This window comes from Shewanella sp. SP1S1-7 (assembly GCF_031932105.1).
GTDB classification, from domain to species: domain Bacteria; phylum Pseudomonadota; class Gammaproteobacteria; order Enterobacterales; family Shewanellaceae; genus Shewanella; species Shewanella baltica.
The window spans coordinates 270,961-289,009 of the sequence record NZ_JAUOEU010000001.1 but is presented as its reverse complement, the minus strand read 5'-3'; the positions used below and the strand labels follow the sequence as shown (position 1 = coordinate 289,009).

Below are 18,049 nucleotides of genomic sequence, written 5' to 3'. Positions count from 1 at the left end.
TAACGTGAGATTGCTTATGTCCAGTTCAAACCAAAACCCAGCTGTAGCTGCCAATGCAATAGAAATCACAGCGCCAGAGTCGACAATCCCTAATAAATCGACAGTGCCTAATAAATCGACTGAGTCTAGTCAATCAATCGTGCCTAAGGCGCCGAGTCGCCGCGAAACCCGCGCGCAGGCCCAAGCCTTTATCGATACGTTAGCGCCGCTGCAACATCCTAATTCACAAAAGATTTATCTCGAAGGTTCCAGTGTCGATATACGCGTTGGCATGCGGCAAATCCTGCAGACTGACATCCTTGTCGGCGGTACAGATGATGCGCCTATCATGGAAAAAAATCCGCCAATTCGCGTGTACGATTGCGCCGGACCTTATTCCGATCCTGAGGCCGACATCAATGTGCGTCTAGGCCTTGGTAAATTAAGACAAAACTGGATTCTAGCCCGCAACGATACAGAGCAATTACCCTGCGCGACCTCAGACTTTACCCAACAAAGACTCGCTGACGACGGTTTAGACCATCTACGTTTTGAGGCTGGCTCGAGTGCCATTGTCCGCCCACGTAGAGCGCTGCAGGGCAAACGAGTCAGCCAATTACACTATGCCCGTCAAGGGATTATCACGCCCGAAATGGAATATGTGGCGATCCGCGAGAACATGGCACTTGCCGAAGTACAGGATGAAATCCTCAATCGTAAAGCCAAGGGCGAAGCTTTTGGTGCCTTAGTCGGCGAACCGATTACCGCAGAATTTGTCCGCGCCGAAGTTGCCCGTGGCCGCGCGATTATTCCGCTGAATATTAACCATCCCGAAGCCGAACCTATGATCATAGGGCGTAACTTTCTGGTGAAAGTGAACGCCAATATTGGTAATTCTGCGGTGACGTCATCCATCGAGGAAGAAGTGGAAAAGCTCGTCTGGTCAACCCGTTGGGGGGCAGATACTGTCATGGATTTATCCACGGGGCGTTATATCCACGAGACCCGCGAGTGGATCATCCGTAACTCGCCAGTGCCCATTGGCACAGTGCCGATTTATCAAGCGCTGGAGAAAGTGAACGGCGTGGCAGAGGATTTAACCTGGGAAGTGTTCCGCGATACCTTGATTGAACAAGCTGAGCAAGGTGTTGATTACTTTACTATTCATGCTGGTGTGCTGCTGCGTTACGTGCCGATGACGGCTAAACGCGTTACTGGGATCGTTTCCCGCGGCGGTTCAATTATGGCCAAATGGTGCCTGAGTCACCACAAGGAAAACTTCCTCTACAGCCATTTTCGTGAGATCTGTGAGCTTTGCGTTGCCTACGATGTATCCCTGTCTTTAGGTGATGGTATGCGTCCAGGCTCGATTGCCGACGCTAATGATGCTGCCCAGTTTGCAGAGCTTGAAACCTTAGGTGAGCTAGTCAAAATCGCGTGGGAATACGATGTACAAACCATTATCGAAGGGCCGGGACATATCCCGATGCAGCTCATTAAAGAGAACATGGACAAGCAGTTAGCTCACTGCGATGAGGCGCCGTTTTACACGCTTGGCCCGCAAATCACTGATATCGCACCTGGGTATGATCATTTCACCTCCGGCATAGGCGCGGCCATGATTGCTTGGTACGGCTGTGCTATGTTGTGTTATGTCACGCCAAAAGAACATTTAGGATTACCGAATAAACAAGATGTTAAGCAAGGTTTGATTGCTTATAAGATTGCTGCCCACGCCGCCGATGTGGCGAAAGGTCATCCGAGTGCGCAAATTCGTGATAATGCGCTGGCAAAGGCGCGGTTTGAATTCCGCTGGGAAGATCAATATAACTTAGGACTAGATCCTGAAACAGCGCGTGCTTATCACGATGAATCTTTACCGCAGGAATCCGCTAAAGTCGCGCATTTTTGCTCTATGTGCGGCCCTAAATTTTGTTCGATGAAAATCACCCAAGATGTGCGCGCCTATGCCGCTGGCTTAGAGGCGGCACAAGCGAAGGCGGATCAAGTTGAAGCGGCAGCCCAAGCCATGCAAGTCACAATCAAGACGCCGCAGGAGTTGGAAGCGGCTATGGCGCTAAAATCGGCACAATTTGCTGCCTCGGGAGCCGAGATCTATCACGTCAAAGACAAGCTTGTCGCCGAAGCTGAGGAAGCCTAATTATGCAGGGTATTCATGGGGGGAAATTGCCCATGAATACCGAGCGTCCCGCGTTTGTTTGGACCATAGCCGGTTCAGACAGTGGCGGCGGTGCCGGTATTCAGGCGGACTTAGCGACAATTCAAGATTTGGGCTGTCACGGTTGCAGTGTGGTCACCACAGTGACGGCGCAAAGTTCTGTGGCGGTCACTTTAGTCGAGCCCGTATCAGCGGCGATGTTAATGGCTCAGCTGACGACTTTACTTTCCGACTTGCCACCCAAAGCAATTAAAATCGGCTTACTGGCAGATCAAACTCAAGTGGCATTGCTGGCAGATTGGATCGCTAGTTTTAAAATCCACTATCCATCAGTGCCTGTGATTGTCGATCCTGTGATGGTCGCCAGTTGTGGCGATGCATTAGCAGTAGATAACTGTCAGGATATAAAAAGTGCGGCCAAATCAGCCTTAGATTTTAAGCCTTTCAAAGGTTTAATCGAACTTATCACGCCCAATGTGCTTGAACTTGGGCGGTTAACTCACAGTGATGTTTCAACGAAAGCGCAATTCGCTGCCGCGGCACTGGCTTTATCCCAGAGCCTTGATTGCAGTGTGCTCGCTAAAGGTGGCGATGTGAGCTTTGGTTGCACTGACATTCTTGCTGATACTCATGCTCAAACTCACGCTAGCACTTATGCTCAAACTCAGGCTAATGTTCATGTTATCGCTCTTGATAGCAACGGCTGGGACCTTGCGCTTGCCGAGGATTATCTAGTTTGTCGTCAAGTGCGCGCGAGCTCTGAGCTGCATCAAAATGGGCGTTTCTGGTTAGCCTGCCAGCGGGTTAATACCCGTCATAACCATGGTAGCGGCTGTACTTTGTCATCGGCCATTGCCGCTGTGTTAGCGCAAGGTTTTGTATTGCAAGATGCGGTGGTGGTTGCCAAAGCCTACGTGAGTCAAGGCTTAAGCGCGGCGATTGGTTTAGGGCAAGGTCCAGGGCCGTTGGCCCGAACGGGTTGGCCTAATGATTTGTCCCGCTATGCCAAGATAAATCTGTGTGATGGCAATTTTGTTAGTCATCACCTCAATCAACATCTTGATGTTAGGTGTGATTTAGTTGCAACAGTTTTATCTGCAACAGATCAGGCAACCGCTCAGGTAAGAATAGCCTCGACGCCACCTCAAAATATTTTATCCCACGGTTTTAAAGTGCTCGATGCCGATCTTGGTGTTTACCCTGTGGTGAGTGACTTAACCATGCTGGAGGGTTTGTTAGCTGCGGGCGTTAAAACCGTGCAGTTACGGATAAAAACCGACATCAGCGAATTAACTACTGCAGTGCCAGCCGAATCTGATTTAGGCAAGTCTGCGCTAGGTAGATGTGAGTCAGGCAAATCTAAGTCAGGCGAACCTGAGTTAATTGGCTCCGAATTAGAAGCACAAATTCAAACAGCCATTGCCTTAGGCAAGCATTTTAATGCACAGCTTTTTATTAATGATCACTGGCAGTTAGCGATAAAATACCATGCCTTCGGGGTACATTTAGGCCAAGAAGATCTCGCCGTTACTGACTTAGCGGCCATTCAAGCCGCGGGGCTCGCGCTAGGCATATCGAGCCACAGTTATTTCGAGTTGCTATTGGCGCACCAATACTCGCCATCCTACATAGCGCTTGGGCATATATTCCCAACCACGACGAAGCAAATGCCTTCGGCGCCCCAAGGGCTCGCAAAACTTAAACACTATGTGGCGTTACTCCAAGATCATTATCCCTTGGTCGCAATTGGCGGTATTGACTTAACAAATCTGGCAAAGGTGAAAGCCACTGGGGTGGGCAATATTGCTGTAGTGCGCGCAATAACGAAAGCTAAGGATCCGTTAGCCGCGTTTGCAGAGCTGAGCCAAGCTTGGGAGCAATGTAGCTTGTCTGAAGAACTGGCTGTAAAGCATGAGTTGGTTGCTAAGCATGAGTAAAAACCAACCGCTTGCTCACGCAGAGGTTCTTTGCGGTCATATACACAGCGACAATGAACACTGCGGCCATACACTCAGTGATGCCGATTTCATCCGTTATTCTCGGCAAGTCTTATTGCCAGAAGTGGGTGAGGCCGGGCAATTGCAACTAGCCGAAGCCGGTGTCGCTATTATCGGTCTTGGCGGTTTAGGGCAATTGGCGGCGCAGTATCTGGCTTGTGCAGGTATTGGTCGCTTGACCTTAATCGATAGGGATAAGGTTGAAGTATCGAATCTGCCAAGACAATTGTTATTCAACGATGCCGATATTGGACTCAATAAGGCGCGAGTTGCCAAGCAAAAGCTCAAAGGCTTAGCGCCGCAGTGCACTGTTACTGCCCATGAAACAGCATTTAGTGCTGAGACATCAGCTCATCACTTCGCTGAGGTTTTACAATTAAAACAACAAGGTAAAAGAGTACTTGTGCTTGACTGCACAGATAACTTCGCGACTCGCCAAGCCATTAATCGCCGCTGTATCGAAGCGGCTTTACCTTTAGTCAGCGCATCAATCGCGGCATTTAGCGGCCAATTGTTCGCGGTCGACCAAATGCGGTTCCCCTCTGGTGGTTGTTATCACTGTATTTTCCCCGCACAGACGAGAGTGTCGCAGAGCTGTAGTACCCAAGGCGTACTCGGGCCGAGCGTAGGCGTCATAGCGTCAATGCAATCTTTGGTGGCCATGCAACTCTTGCTGAGTATGGATAGTTGTGATGAACCTAAAAGTGCCTTGTTTGGGCGTTTTTGGCGCTTTAACGCTAAATCACTTTCATGGACAGCGGCGACATTAACGCGGGATCCCCATTGTGACGTATGTGGTCCAAAAGAGGTTCGTTCATCATCCGATAAGCCCAGCAAACTATAAAGTATGGAGGTTTGATATGATTTTAATTCACATAAATAATGTCCCGCAGCCATTAACGGAACCGACTTCACTCGCGGCGGTGATCCTCGCGCAAGATATAGCCCTCGATTCGGTCGCTATCGTGTTGAATGCAGAGGTGGTTCCGCGTAATCGCTGGCAATCGATTCTCTGCCAACATGAAGATAAATTAGAACTTTTTTCAGCTGTAGCGGGAGGCTAGTATGTTAACGATTGCCGATGTGGAGTTTGAATCACGGTTATTTACCGGAACGGGAAAATTCAGCAATAGCCAAGTGATGCTTGAGGCGATAACGGCTTCAAAATCGCAGTTAGTGACAGTTGCGATGAAAAGAATTGATTTTAAAATGGGGCTTGATGATTTACTCACGCCGTTACGCCAAGCGGGTGTCCGGCTATTGCCTAACACTTCGGGGGCGAGAAACGCCAAGGAAGCGGTGTTTGCGGCTGAGCTTGCCCGTGAAATGCTTGGAACTCATTGGATTAAGCTCGAAATCCACCCGGATCCTAAGTACCTAATGCCCGATGCGATAGAAACCTTAGAGGCGGCTAGAATCCTCTGTGAGAAAGGCTTTATCGTGATGCCCTACGTGCATGCCGATCCTGTGCTCTGTCGCCGCTTGGAAGAGGTAGGCTGCGCTGCGGTTATGCCACTGGCGAGTCCGATTGGCAGTAATCAGGGTTTAGTCACTGAAAGCTTTTTAAAAATCATCATAGAGCAGGCGCGGGTGCCAGTGGTGATCGATGCCGGCATTGGCGCGCCTTCACAGGCTGCGCGGGCAATGGAGCTGGGCGCCGATGCGGTGCTCGTTAACACCGCCATCGCTAGCAGTGCGTCGCCGATAGTGATGGCCGAGTGCTTTAAAGAGGCGGTGCAATGCGGTAGACGGGCCTTTGAAGCAGGGCTTGGCCGAGTACAAACGGGCGCGATACATACCAGTCCTCTGACGGGATTTTTAAACCAATGAGTTTTGTAGCGGAATTTGCCAAGATCCCACGGGATAAACTGTTACTCGATTTGTATTCTTGCACTGCCCAGGATGTTGAGCGGGCGTTAGTGAGTCCAGCAGGGGATTTACGTAGCTTACTGGCCCTGTTATCACCTGCGGCTGAACCTTATATAGAAACCATGGCACAATGTTCAGCGGCGCTTACGCGGCAGCGATTTGGCGCGAATCTGGGTATGTATTTACCGCTATACGTCTCGAATCTGTGCGCTAATGATTGTGATTACTGTGGCTTTAGCATGAGTAACAAACTCAAACGCAAGACCTTGAATGAGCTGGAGTTGATGGCCGAAATGGCCATTATCAAAGATAGGGGCTTCGATTCAGTTTTACTGGTGTCGGGTGAGCATGAAACTAAGGTCGGCATCGATTATTTCAAGCAAATGTTGCCGCTGGTAAAGCAGCAATTTAGCCATTTGGCGATGGAGGTCCAGCCCATGAGTGAGGACCATTATCGCCAGTTAGTCGCGCTAGGTTTAGATGCTGTGATGATTTATCAGGAGACCTATCAGCCCGAGACTTATGCTCGTCACCATTCTCGAGGTAAAAAAATGGATTTTGCCTATCGTTTAGCAACACCGGACAGAGTTGCGGCGGCGGGCGTTGATAAAATTGGTCTTGGGGTATTACTGGGGCTGGATGATTGGCGTTTAGATGCGTTAATGATGGGATATCATCTCGACTATTTAGAACGACGCTATTGGCGTACCCGCTTTAGTATTTCGCTACCAAGGTTACGACCTTGTACTGGCGGGATCCCCCCAAAAGTCATGCTATCGGATCTAGGTTTAGTGCAAATGATTTGTGCATTTAGACTCTTTAATCAACAGCTTGATATCAGCATGTCGACAAGGGAAAGCCCTGAGCTGAGGGATAATCTTTTGCCACTTGGGATCACTCAAATCAGTGCGGGCAGTTCGACACAACCGGGCGGCTATCAAACGCCTGACAGTCAACTCGATCAATTTGAGATAAGCGATGATCGCAGTGTCGAGCAAGTTATCGAACAGATGCAACGGCAGGGTTTTAATCCCGTATTTAAGGATTGGGAAGCTAATTGGATCACAGGATAAATCTGGCCGTAAATAAATGCTGAGAATACGGATAAAATCTGTACTTTTGCACGTTACTGGTCAATAATTGACCCATTAATCACAGCGTGCAGGAATACCGTTATGCAAATCCAATCTGCTTATTCATCCGGTCTGCAAGGCTTGCAAAGTGCTCAATCTGGGCTCACTCAAGCAACGATAGATGTGGCTAAACCTACACAGACGCAAAGTGCGACTCCGGCAGAGCCTGCCAGAGATGTTGCCCAGCCCGATAAAACATCGGCATTACTGGCCGCAAATGAGTCATTAAGACAAGGTGAAGCCTCAACAGAAGTGATTGAAACTGATTCAGAAACGATAGGTTCGATCATTAATATTAAGGTGTAAAAATCATGTCGGTTGTGGCGCTATCACCTAAGGTTGGAGCGCCATCCTCTTCATTTTCGGCACATGATAAGACGCTAAGCACTGATTTAAGCCAAAGTCACAGTCAAAGCAAGACTCAAAGCAAGACTCACGCTAATAGCACTTATCAAGGAGTCAGCACTCAAGCAGGCTCCGCAAAACTTGAAGCGAGTGGTGCCTATGAACCACATTTTACTGGAACCTCAACCGCTCCGGTTAAAGTTTCGGCTATTGCTCCATTAGTAACTTACGTTTCTCAATCTCTCCACTCATCACCGAATGTATCTTTTAACGCAAGTTCTTCGGCTGATAGTTCATTGCAATCGAGCGCTCAAACATTTTCTGCAATGCCTGCAGCTATATCATCAACGCCTTTATTCAGCGATACAAATACCGCGACACCCATAAGTTCAAATGTCGCAGGTATTGATGCTTTAAAAGCGCCGCTTGCAATTGCGGATGTTACGCCTGTACTACCACCAGCGTTCAATGGCGCAAGTCAAGCACTAAAGGCCAATCCTTTTGCTGAATCAAGGCCGCAGGTTGCTCTTCCTCAAACCAATGCTCCTCAAGTCAATGGGTTAAAAGATCGGGCAAGTTTGCATGCGGATGCCAGTTTTAGCTTGTTAACGGGGCCAAGGTCCATTTCTGGTGTACGTGGGGGACAAATTGCTACACCTGTGTCGACTCCTGCATTGTCATCAATCACGAGTGCTACAGGAACTAGCCTTGGCGCAAACGCCTTATCTACAATAAGTCCGAGTCTTAGTGTCACGAGCAGTATTGCCGCTGATATTTTTACGCCTACGAGTTCATCAATTAATACGACTGGCACAGAGCCTTCCGCTTTTAATCCAACGAATACGGGCAGTGCTTTTCCAATAATGCCTGATTTAGCCGCAGTGTTTGGGCCACAAACTGTTTTTACTGGCGCTGCGGTAGTTGACTCATCCACCTCTAACTCGGCAGGTAATAGCTCTGTAAATAACACTTCTGTAAATAACAGTTCTGGAAATATAAGTAGTAATAGTTCAGTAGCGAGTACAGTGACTGTTGAGCAGTCAAACGCTGCAAAAGCAGTAGAACAATCCGCTCGCAATGAAGTGGCTCAACCGACAGTGTTGGAACAATTTACTCAGGTTTTCGGTGACGCTAAGGCTCAAGTCAGTCAGGTAGAAGATCCTGCTATAGTGTCTAACCCCGATGATCGCCAGCAAGCCTTAGCCGCTGTTTTTGCTAAAAATGATAATCAGCTTGAAAAGCAAGCACAGGAAGAAGCGTCGCAGAAACAGCAAGCTGTGGCAGCAGAACAAGCAAAGCAACAACAGTCACAAGCGCAATCACAGGCACAGCAAGCTCAGGAGCAAGTAAAGCAAGCCCAAGAAAAAGCGCAGGCACTGCAGCAACAACAGCTTGATTCACTTAAAGCCAGAGATTCTGAGGTTAAAGCCCATGAACATGCCCATGCCACTGTCGGTGGGCAATACGCTCAGAGTCCGAGTTTTAAGTATGAGAAGGGGGCCGATGGCCAACGTTATGCCACCGATGGTGAAGTGCAGATTGATGTTTCTGCTGTCGGAGGCGATCCACTCGCAACGATAAACAAAATGAAACAAGTGTACGCGGCGGCAATGGCTCCGGTTGATCCTTCATCTGCGGATATCCGCGTTGCCGCTGAAGCTTTGCAAAAAATGAATGAAGCAAAGGTGAAGCTTGCTGAAGAGAGGCAACAACAGATTGTAGACTTGCAAACAACCCAAACCTTAGTGGGCGCCGATGCGCAGATTAAAGAGCTACCGCCGTTGCAAGAACACACACCCGCAGTAACGGGGAACGTCGATGAGTCAGGGAATATCTCTCAGCCCCCAAATGCCGTCTCAACACCAGTATCAGATGCAGTCGATAAGCTCATTCAAAGGGTTGAAGCGCAGACGGCCAAAACAGCTGCGACGACTGACACAAGTTCAGGTATTAGTTCGGAAACTCCGTCTAATACCTCGAGTACCAGCGGCTCAGTCAATACGTCAACGACAGTGGAAACCATTGAGCCACCGACTGCAACCTTAGCATTTGGAGAAGCATCAACTGCTGCTGATTTAGCGACCCGTTTTATTCCAAGACCCGATAGTACCGCAAGTCGTTATTATACCGCTGTTGCACAAGCCAGTATTGGACCTTCAGTCCGTGCTGACGTAACGCCGCAAGCCAATATTCAGCCTTCTAATCTCGCCCCTGTAAATGAGCTGCCTAATCATGCGCAATCCGCTACTGTTCTGCCAATTCTGGCCGCAAAAGATACCAGCAAGATAAACGCGCCGCCATCAAGTTTCAGTGCGAGTGAAAATCGTAGTGCGTCACTGCAGAGTGAGTCAAGTGCTGAAGATAATGCATCGCAACAAGCAGGATTGATCCAGCCGCAATACTTGGGCAAGCACCCAGCACGCTATGTTGATTTTAGTGTGTAAGCTTAAGCTTTAACAATTCCCATGATTTGGTTTCATGCTATTAGTTGCTATTAGTTGCTATTAGTTGGTTCAATTCCATGTTGTTGTAAAATTAAAGAGGCAAGCAGTTTGGATGCTGGTCCTTGTTGATCCCTATTGGGGATCACTAGGCTCAACATGATGCGGCGTTTTTGACTGCCATCAAGATGTAAACGCACTAACTTGCCCGAAGCCAATTCCTCTTGGACTAAAAAAGACGGGATCCAACAGAAGCCAATACCTTGGTTAAGAATGACTTTTGCCTCGTGGAAGTTAGAGACTGTCCAGCGCTGCTCAGCTTTGAGCCAGCCGATATCAATATTAGATTGCACGCCAGTATCTTTGATCACTAACTGTAAATACTGTGCCAGTAGTTTATCGTCTTCAATTGTGCCTAAGTCTGCGAGTGGGTGACTTGGATGACAGACGAGGTAGAGTTCTTGTTCACATAAGGGTTCGGATAAATATCCTTTAGGTGGTACCCCTGCACAGATTGCAATATCGACTTTACCCTGCAGAATGAGCTCTTGGGTGCCAGTGATCACAGAATCCAGCATGATGATGCGTGTGCCACGGCTGTGGGGCAGAAATGCATTGAGGGCACACACTAAACTTTCCATCGGATAGATAATTTCGCGGGCAAGCGTGAGTGTTGGTTCCCACCCTTGTTCGAGATTACTCGCGAGCTGTTCTAACTCGTTGACGGCTTGGGTGACATGCCGTGAGCGGCGCAGCAGTACTTCGCCTTGCTGGGTGAGATAGGCTTTACGGCCTTTGACTTCGAGTAGTTCTATACCTAACTGATGCTGTAATTTGGCAACGGCATGGTTAAGTGACGATTGACTCTTGTTGAGTCTTTCGGCCGCTTGGGCATAGCCACCAAAATCGACCACAGCTTGCAAAATACGCCATTGTTCTAAGGTAGATTTAGCTCGAGTCATTATAATCTCAAAAAAACGATAGATTGAGGCTTATAGTGGCCACTTCTTACGACTTTTTCAATTAAATATCATAGAGTCAGTCATTCTCACGACATACTGCTAGCTATGTCGCGCTAAGTGACTGAGGGGATAGAGAGGCAAATCATGACGATTTGCTGTGTTTGCGCCCGACCGAGTCACAAACACATCCTAAGTATTAACACTTAAAACGCACAAGAGCCTGTGGACTCGAAAGCTTGATTGCCAGAATTACTAGCATGTTCCGAATCGCTATCTGAGAGCCTTTGGATCAGCGAAGCGCTGTCAACGGGCGCACCAATAATGGCATTCAATTGTTCACTTAGGTTTAAAGCGTCTTCATTGACGACTAACAAATTGAATAATTGAAGTTTGTCTTGGCAGCCTAATGTGGCTTGATCAATCAGCTGGGCTAACGATGCTTGCCAGAGCGATTGGTAGTATAGCGGCCCTTCGTTGGCGATAGCATTGAAACTATAGGGATAATCCTTGGTTTGCAGCCAGTCTTGACCAAAGCTAGCACTAAACTCTGCACCGATATCCGGATAGATTTGTGAATTTGCGTCTTGATAAAAGTTGACTGCAACCTTAGCGCGAAAGACTTTGAGCTGTTTCGAATAAGCTTTAGCCAGTGTTTCACGCTCTTGTAAATAGCTTTGCTCAAATTGCGGAAAGAGTTGATGGCGCAGTACTTCAGCTAACCAGAGACTCGCCACAAAATGGCTATCCTGACTTTGTCCCATGGCATTGTTGAGGTAAAAATGGCTCGCTTTAGCAAGGGAAGTCACTGCTTCTGCGATGGATTCGGTTAACTGTTCAATGTCTTTGTAGTTACTCAGTTGCGGCTTAAGATCCAACGCCTGTTGCCCAAATTGCTGGCCGAGTATACTTTGGCGCAATGTCTGCTGTTGACTACTTTGCTGTGGATTTTGGTTGTACGCCACATAGATTTCACCCAGCAATCTTTGCTGGTGGTAGACCCTGACAATATGCGGCCGATTAGGATCGGTTGGTGTTTTCTCGGCGTTGGCGGTTGCTATGGTCTCAAACTGCAAACCAAACACTTGCAGATAAGTAAAGCTGCGACTCAAGACGTCTGGGGTCTGCCATGTGGGGCCCTTGGCTGATGCTTGTTGTGACAGAGTACGTCCAATATCCCAGGGAGCCACTTGCAAATCTTGGGTTTGGCTATCGAGAAAGGCTTTGACCAACTCAGGGGATGATAACTGCTGCGAATTAAGCGCTAATGCGCTGTAATCGGTAAAGCCTGCCGCCGTGGCGGCTTGTTGGCGCTGCTCTGCAATTCGCTGTAATGCCGTTTGATTGGTTTCACTCGCTCTGGCTTGGTATGCCTGCCATACATTTTGGCGACATACGGAGTTTTCCTGTGTCAGTAAGTAGCTGACGATAGTGCCCGAAAAATCGCTTTGCTTTGCACTACTGCGCTTCGGCTCGTCACTTTTATCCTCTTCTTTATGCAGATGATGTTGCTGCTGAGTCGCTTCGGGTTGGCATTGGCTGTCATTGAAGGCAAGACTAAATTGTTGGCTGCCTAACCCTTGGCCTATGCTGGCCTGCGCCGTATGCAGTTTCGCTTTTTCCTCGGCGCTCCAATGCTGTTGTAGCAAGTGTTTAAGCTGTCGGCTCAACAGTATTTGTTCAGCATTACCTTGGGCTAAGGCGTAAGCCAGTTGGCTAAATTCCGCTTGGTTGAGAAGTTGCGACAGAGTATCGGCGAGGTGTAACTGGCATTGCAGTAAGCCTTCGCGTTCTTCACTCGGTAAGTTAAACCCACGGTAATAGTTGAGCCTGTCGTTGATATTATTGAGTCCTATCGTCTGTTGCTCAAAAATAAGCGCGCGCTGAGCCAAGGTTAATTGCGCTGTTGTTAAGCGTGCGTTGGCGAAGGCAGATGCAAGCTCAATGTTTGGCAAACGCAGACATTGCTCCACTAAGAGGGGGACAGGACTTGGCGCTGCGTAGGCGGCATTTGTAGCATAAAGGCTCAAGCCAAGCAGGCTAACCAGTAAAGTGGATTTTAACATGGGTTATGTGTTCTGCATTTGTGATGGAATGAGTTAACTTTGGCTTAGTATCTAATTGAGCTAGCTTCAAGTCATTGTTATGCATGAAACCCTGTTATGTTATGGATGTCAACGGTAAGGGTGAGAGTCGCAAATGTATTGCTATTCAGGAAGGAGTCACAATGAGCGGCTGAACACTTGTATATTCCAGATAAACGAGAGGAATAGTGATCTTTCGGCGATTGATATCAGCCATTACCCACTCGAACATTGAGGACGCTATGGCTGATATTTGCTGACTTCAGACTGAAAGTTCAGGTTAAATCTTGATTAGGTTGATTTTTCACTGCGATAATCGTGGCACGTTTGGGCGCAGGATAACCTTCAACTGTTTTGGTGATGTCGTTAGGATCCAAGTACTCAACCAGTGACTCGTTAGGCATCCAGTCGGTACGGCGTTGCTCTGCAAGGGCAGTGACATCGGTATCGACACAACGTATGTCGGTGAAATCACACTTCTTTAACCAGAGCATCAGCGCGGCAACTGACGGAATGAACCATACATTATTCATTTTGCCATATCGATCTTGAGGCACGAGTACGGCGTTTTCGTCGCCATCTATCACTAATGTTTCTAACACGAGTTCACCACCGGTGCGCAACTGATCACGAAGTTGTAATAAATGATCGATAGGCGAACGTCTGTGATACAAAACGCCCATGGAGAAAACGGTGTCGAATGCATCAAGCGGTGGCAGTTCTTCAATGCCAAGAGGCAACAGGTGCACAGGGTGATGTGTGCCCGCTAACTGTTTTACCGCCTCAAATTGACATAAAAACAACGGCGAAGGGTCGATACCGACGACACGTTTGGCACCTGAGCCCAACATGCGCCACATGTGATAACCACTGCCGCAACCAACATCGAGCACAGTGCGGTTTTTCAGCGGTGAAATATGCTGCTTCACGCGATCCCATTTCCAGTCACTGCGCCATTCGGTATCGATATGGATGCCATGAATGTGGAAGGGGCCTTTACGCCATGGCATAAACAGACGCAGTAGGTTCTCTAGCTTCTCTTTTTCGCCAGAGCTAAGTTGCTCGCCACTACCGACGGTCACACTATCGACAAAATCCACTTGGTCGGGTGCAGAATAGTGCAGCTTGTTGAGCACTTTTTCCCACTTTGGCAAGTTGCCGTGTTTATGATCCCGTTGCCACTTGCCTAAAATGCTCGGCAGGGTTTCGAGCCAGTGTTGTAGATTTGAATCGGCGATTTGTTGGTAAAACGAGCTAAAGCTGATCACTTGATGGCCACCATAGAAGCAAAGTTAAAACATTGGAACCAGAGACTAAAGTGACTGAAGCCTTGGCTGGTTAGGCGTTGTTGATGCGTGGTTAAGGTGTCAGGCTTCATGACATTTTCCAGCGCACTGCGTTTTTGGCTGATCTCGAGTTCGCTGTAGCCATTGGCGCGTTTAAAGTCTAAATGTTGCTCTTCCAATAGGGTTTGGATCGGGGCATCTTCAAAGCGAATTTTTTCAGACAGCACTAAAATCCCACCGGGGTTTAGGCCCTGATAAATTTTGGCTATCAGGGTTTCTCTGTCTTCTGGCGGTAAAAACTGCAAGGTAAAGTTGAGTACCACCAGTGAGGCATTTTGAATATCGATATCGCGAATATCTCCGCAAACCAGATCGACGTCCGTATCGCTGACATAGGCATTCAGGTTCTCTTGGCAGCGTGCAACCATAGATTCGCTGTTATCCACGGCGATAATACGACATTGACGGCCTTGGATTTGGCGACGAATACTTAAAGTTGCGGCGCCGAGTGAGCAACCCAAATCGTAAATTTGAGTATTTGGCATGACGAAACGATCTGCAAAATCGCCTATGGTATTGATAATTTGCGTATATCCAGGCACGGAGCGGCGGATCATGTCACTGAACACGCCTGCTACACGGTTATCAAACTGGAAATCGCTAATATGCTCGCTCGCTTGAGCGTAGATAGTGTCTTGAGAAACGTTCATCTGAGATTTTTCATGGGAATTCAACCCGGCATTTTAACGAATCCGATCGATTAGCAGCAAGTCTCATACTGGTAATTTGCGATAAATTTTTGTCTAATACGCCATAGATAACAAAATCGTTACATGTACATCAAGTACTAAGGGCTCAACTTGAAGTTTGTGATCCACTTAATCGTGATCTTGTGCAGCTGTTTTTTGAGCATAACAGGGCTGGCAAGTCCATTGCCCGACGAGCCATTAATCGTGGTGATGGGTGAAGATAGCTTTCCCTATCAATATGTCGACAACGATGGCGAGCCGACTGGACTACTGGTCGATTTATGGAAAGAGTGGGCGAAACAAAGCCATTCCCAAGTGGTTTTTGTGGCGCGCCACTGGCACGAGTCCCTTGAACAACTGCGGCAAGGTAAGGCGCAAGTGCATATCGGCATGGGGAAAACTCCAGAGCGTGAGCAAGAGTTCGACTTTGCTGTGCCTATCGCCGATGTCGGCACTTTTTTATATCTGCATAAATCCCTGCAGGGCAAAAAATCCATTAAAGAACTCATTCCCTTTCAAATTGGTGTGGTGGCGGCTTCATCCCACGAAGCAGAATTGCACCGTATCGAACCTCAGCTCGTGTTTAAACGCTACGAAAGTCGTGAGAAATTACTCGCTGGGGTCGCCGCCGGCGAGATTATGGTGTTTGCGGGCTTAGAAGGTTATTTGAAAGATCCTGCTTCGTCCCAAGAGGTTGCCGCGAATTATCCCAATACGGCGCGTATCCAAATTAAGGCTATGCAATTTGTTCCTGCGGTCAAAAAGGGCAATCTCGATTTAGTTGATAGGATCAATAAAGGTTTCACCGCGCTCGATCCGCACTTTATCCAACAAACAGAGCGACGATGGCTTGGCTATCAACGTCAACAAGCTGGGATTGTTATTTCCATGCAACTGGGCGCCGAGCCTTTTGTGGACTTAGGGGTCGATGGTTTACCCCATGGCTTGTATGTGGACATGTGGCAATTGTGGTCCGAGAAAACCGGTATCGCCGTTGATTTTATTTCTGGCGATATGAACTCCAGTGTGGATGATGTTCGCCGAGGTCTTGCCGATGCGCACATTGGGTATCCAGAGAGTGATGATGTCAAAACGGGGCTTAATCGGGCTTGGCACTTATATACAGTTAAGAGCCGCTTGTTTCTCTTTCAGCAGCAGTTGACCGATTTAGACAGCTTAAAAGGTAAACGTATTGGTGTGGTGCCGACGGCGCCTTATTTGGTGGAGTTACGTAAAGCCTTACCCCAAATGGCACTGCGCTATTACGACAATATGGATGCCATGGTCGCGGGCGCAAGATCGGGCGAGATTGTTGGCTTTGTGGCTTCGGGTGCATGGACATCCCATTATTTACTGCTCAATAAAGGCTGGTCTGACTTTAGCCAGTATCCCAATCTCGAATTTAGCACCAACATTTATGTGCTGACTCGCAGTGATGATCCTGGTCTGACGCAGCGGATCGCCAATGGCTTTAACAATATTAGCAATCAAGAGTTTGCCGATATTGAAAATAAATGGATGCTCAATCCCAAAGATCATGTTTTTACCCAAGCTGAGCGCCATGTCAGCCTAAGCCCTGCAGAACAGGCCTATGTGGAAAGTTTAGGCGAGCTTAAAGTGGGCTATTTAAAGCAGTGGCCGCCGATGGAGTTTATGGATGAGCAGGGCGAGTTTGCGGGGATCAATAGCGATATCGTCAAATTACTCAAGGAACAGCTCAAACTTAAGCTGACGCCCGTTGCCTTTGATGATTGGCATTCGTTAATCGAGGCGTTGCAAAAGGGCAAGGTGAGTTTAGCTGGCAGTGTCGCCCAAACGGCGGAGCGCCAGCAGCGTTTAGCGTTTAGTGAGGCTTACTGGCCATCGCCGTGGGCATTAGTGTCGCAATTGGAGCAAGTCTCGGTATTCAATATTGCCCAGCTTGCAGGGCAAAGGGTGGCTGTGGTCGAGGGCTATCATTTGGTGGCGCAATTGATGAGTCTGGAACCTTCACTCAAGTTAGTGATAGTGCCAAATACGCAGGCGGGATTGGCGGCGGTGACGAATGGCAATGCGGATGTGTTTATCGATAAAGTGGTGACGTTGGCCTCCGAACTTAAAACCAGTCACTACCCGACGCTGAAAATGTCGCTGCTGAGTGATCTTGCCGATCAGCATAGCCATATTGGTGTTTATCCTCAGTTTGCGCCGCTGGTGCCAATGATTAACAAAGCCTTAGCCTTGATTGATACTCAGCATCAGCAGCAAATTTATGCGCGTTGGGTGTCATTTTCTGTCGTGACAGAGAGTGCTAAATATCTGCAATGGCTGCGTTATATCGTATTTGGCGTGATAATCTTGTGCTTAGTGATGGTGGCAGTGTTGTTAGTAAATCGCCGCTTAAATCGTGAGATCACTCAGCGATTAGTCGCTGAAAAACGTTTGCTGCATGTGGCGAACCACGATGCTTTGACTCAGTTACCTAACCGCGCCTTGCTCGATGACAGATTAGCCCAAGCTTTGCTGTCCCATCAGCGCGAGCAAGCACATTTTGCCTTGCTATTTATCGATCTGGATGGATTTAAACAAATCAATGATCAACATGGTCATCCAATTGGCGATGAATTACTGGTACAAGTTGCCCGAAAGTTAACCAAGGTTATCCGTGGCTCAGATACCGTGGCGCGATTTGGTGGTGATGAGTTTGTTATCCTGCTAAATCGTGTGCAAGATCTCGATGCTGCAACCCAAGTTGCTGATAATATTCTACAGGCACTGTCGAGCCCTTTGCTTATTCAAGGCGTCAGTGTCAGCATAGCGGTCAGTATGGGCGTGGTGATTTATCCCCGCGATGGTGATACCGCGATAGGCTTATTGAAAAAAGCCGATCAACTGATGTACCAAGCAAAAAGTTGCGGCGGGCGTTGTTATCGCTCAGCTTGATGTTTTTTTGAACGCTCATGCTCAGATAGTGCGTTCGCCTCTAGTCAAGGGCGTAAAACTGTTTGATACTTCACCGCCTAAGTGTGAAGTACTTTGGTAATCGGCA

The 18,049-nt window shown here is 48.1% G+C and carries 13 protein-coding genes; 9 read left to right on the top strand and 4 right to left on the bottom strand.

Going from position 1 to position 18,049, the window contains the following annotated elements; all coding sequences use genetic code 11:
* Positions 1–16 precede the first annotated feature (16 nt).
* The 8 genes from thiC to Q4Q49_RS01200 all read left to right on the top strand — a co-directional run bounded on the left by thiC (position 17) and on the right by Q4Q49_RS01200 (position 9,946).
* A complete protein-coding gene (gene thiC / locus Q4Q49_RS01235; protein ID WP_311998422.1) occupies positions 17–2,140 on the top strand; it encodes a phosphomethylpyrimidine synthase ThiC in 2,124 nt (707 codons plus the stop codon).
* Between the two features lie 2 nt (positions 2,141–2,142).
* The gene (locus tag Q4Q49_RS01230) at positions 2,143–4,095 is read left to right on the top strand and encodes a bifunctional hydroxymethylpyrimidine kinase/phosphomethylpyrimidine kinase (RefSeq protein ID WP_311998421.1); all 1,953 of its coding nucleotides are present in this window, start codon (positions 2,143–2,145) and stop codon (positions 4,093–4,095) included.
* A complete protein-coding gene (locus Q4Q49_RS01225; protein WP_311998420.1) occupies positions 4,088–4,999 on the top strand; it encodes a HesA/MoeB/ThiF family protein in 912 nt (303 codons plus the stop codon). The genes Q4Q49_RS01230 and Q4Q49_RS01225 overlap by 8 nt, the downstream gene beginning before the upstream one ends.
* 16 nt (positions 5,000–5,015) lie before the next feature.
* Entirely contained in the window at positions 5,016–5,219 is a 204-nt protein-coding gene (gene thiS, locus Q4Q49_RS01220) for a sulfur carrier protein ThiS (protein ID WP_006081758.1), read from the top strand.
* Between the two features lies 1 nt (position 5,220).
* Entirely contained in the window at positions 5,221–5,985 is a 765-nt protein-coding gene (locus Q4Q49_RS01215) for a thiazole synthase (protein ID WP_311998419.1), read from the top strand.
* Positions 5,982–7,097 carry a 2-iminoacetate synthase ThiH gene (thiH, locus tag Q4Q49_RS01210; RefSeq protein WP_259504132.1) on the top strand — a complete coding sequence of 372 codons (1,116 nt, stop codon included), beginning with the start codon at positions 5,982–5,984 and terminating at the stop codon, positions 7,095–7,097. The genes Q4Q49_RS01215 and thiH overlap by 4 nt, the downstream gene beginning before the upstream one ends.
* 102 nt (positions 7,098–7,199) lie before the next feature.
* Positions 7,200–7,463 carry a hypothetical protein gene (locus tag Q4Q49_RS01205; RefSeq protein WP_006081755.1) on the top strand — a complete coding sequence of 88 codons (264 nt, stop codon included), beginning with the start codon at positions 7,200–7,202 and terminating at the stop codon, positions 7,461–7,463.
* A 5-nt stretch (positions 7,464–7,468) separates the two neighbouring features.
* Positions 7,469–9,946, top strand: a complete 2,478-nt coding sequence (locus Q4Q49_RS01200) for a putative metalloprotease CJM1_0395 family protein (RefSeq protein ID WP_311998418.1) — start codon at positions 7,469–7,471, stop codon at positions 9,944–9,946.
* Between the two features lie 50 nt (positions 9,947–9,996).
* Here Q4Q49_RS01200 and Q4Q49_RS01195 read toward each other — a convergent pair whose 3' ends face one another.
* From Q4Q49_RS01195 to cmoA, 4 genes are all read right to left on the bottom strand, one after another.
* On the bottom strand, positions 9,997–10,905 hold the full coding sequence (locus Q4Q49_RS01195) for a LysR family transcriptional regulator (RefSeq protein ID WP_311998417.1): 909 nt from the start codon (positions 10,903–10,905) through the stop codon (positions 9,997–9,999).
* Between the two features lie 203 nt (positions 10,906–11,108).
* Positions 11,109–12,968, bottom strand: coding sequence for a peptidase M3A (locus tag Q4Q49_RS01190; RefSeq protein ID WP_311998416.1), 1,860 nt, complete (start codon positions 12,966–12,968; stop codon positions 11,109–11,111).
* 293 nt (positions 12,969–13,261) lie between these two features.
* Positions 13,262–14,254 carry a tRNA 5-methoxyuridine(34)/uridine 5-oxyacetic acid(34) synthase CmoB gene (gene cmoB / locus Q4Q49_RS01185; protein WP_311998415.1) on the bottom strand — a complete coding sequence of 331 codons (993 nt, stop codon included), beginning with the start codon at positions 14,252–14,254 and terminating at the stop codon, positions 13,262–13,264.
* Positions 14,251–14,982 (bottom strand): carboxy-S-adenosyl-L-methionine synthase CmoA, encoded by a 732-nt coding sequence (gene cmoA / locus Q4Q49_RS01180; RefSeq protein WP_006081747.1) that lies wholly within the window; start codon positions 14,980–14,982, stop codon positions 14,251–14,253. The genes cmoB and cmoA overlap by 4 nt, the downstream gene beginning before the upstream one ends.
* A 150-nt stretch (positions 14,983–15,132) precedes the next feature.
* On the opposite strand from cmoA, the gene Q4Q49_RS01175 reads away from it, so the two are divergent.
* Positions 15,133–17,943, top strand: a complete 2,811-nt coding sequence (locus tag Q4Q49_RS01175; RefSeq protein WP_311998414.1) for a transporter substrate-binding domain-containing protein — start codon at positions 15,133–15,135, stop codon at positions 17,941–17,943.
* The last annotated feature ends 106 nt before the right edge of the window (positions 17,944–18,049 follow it).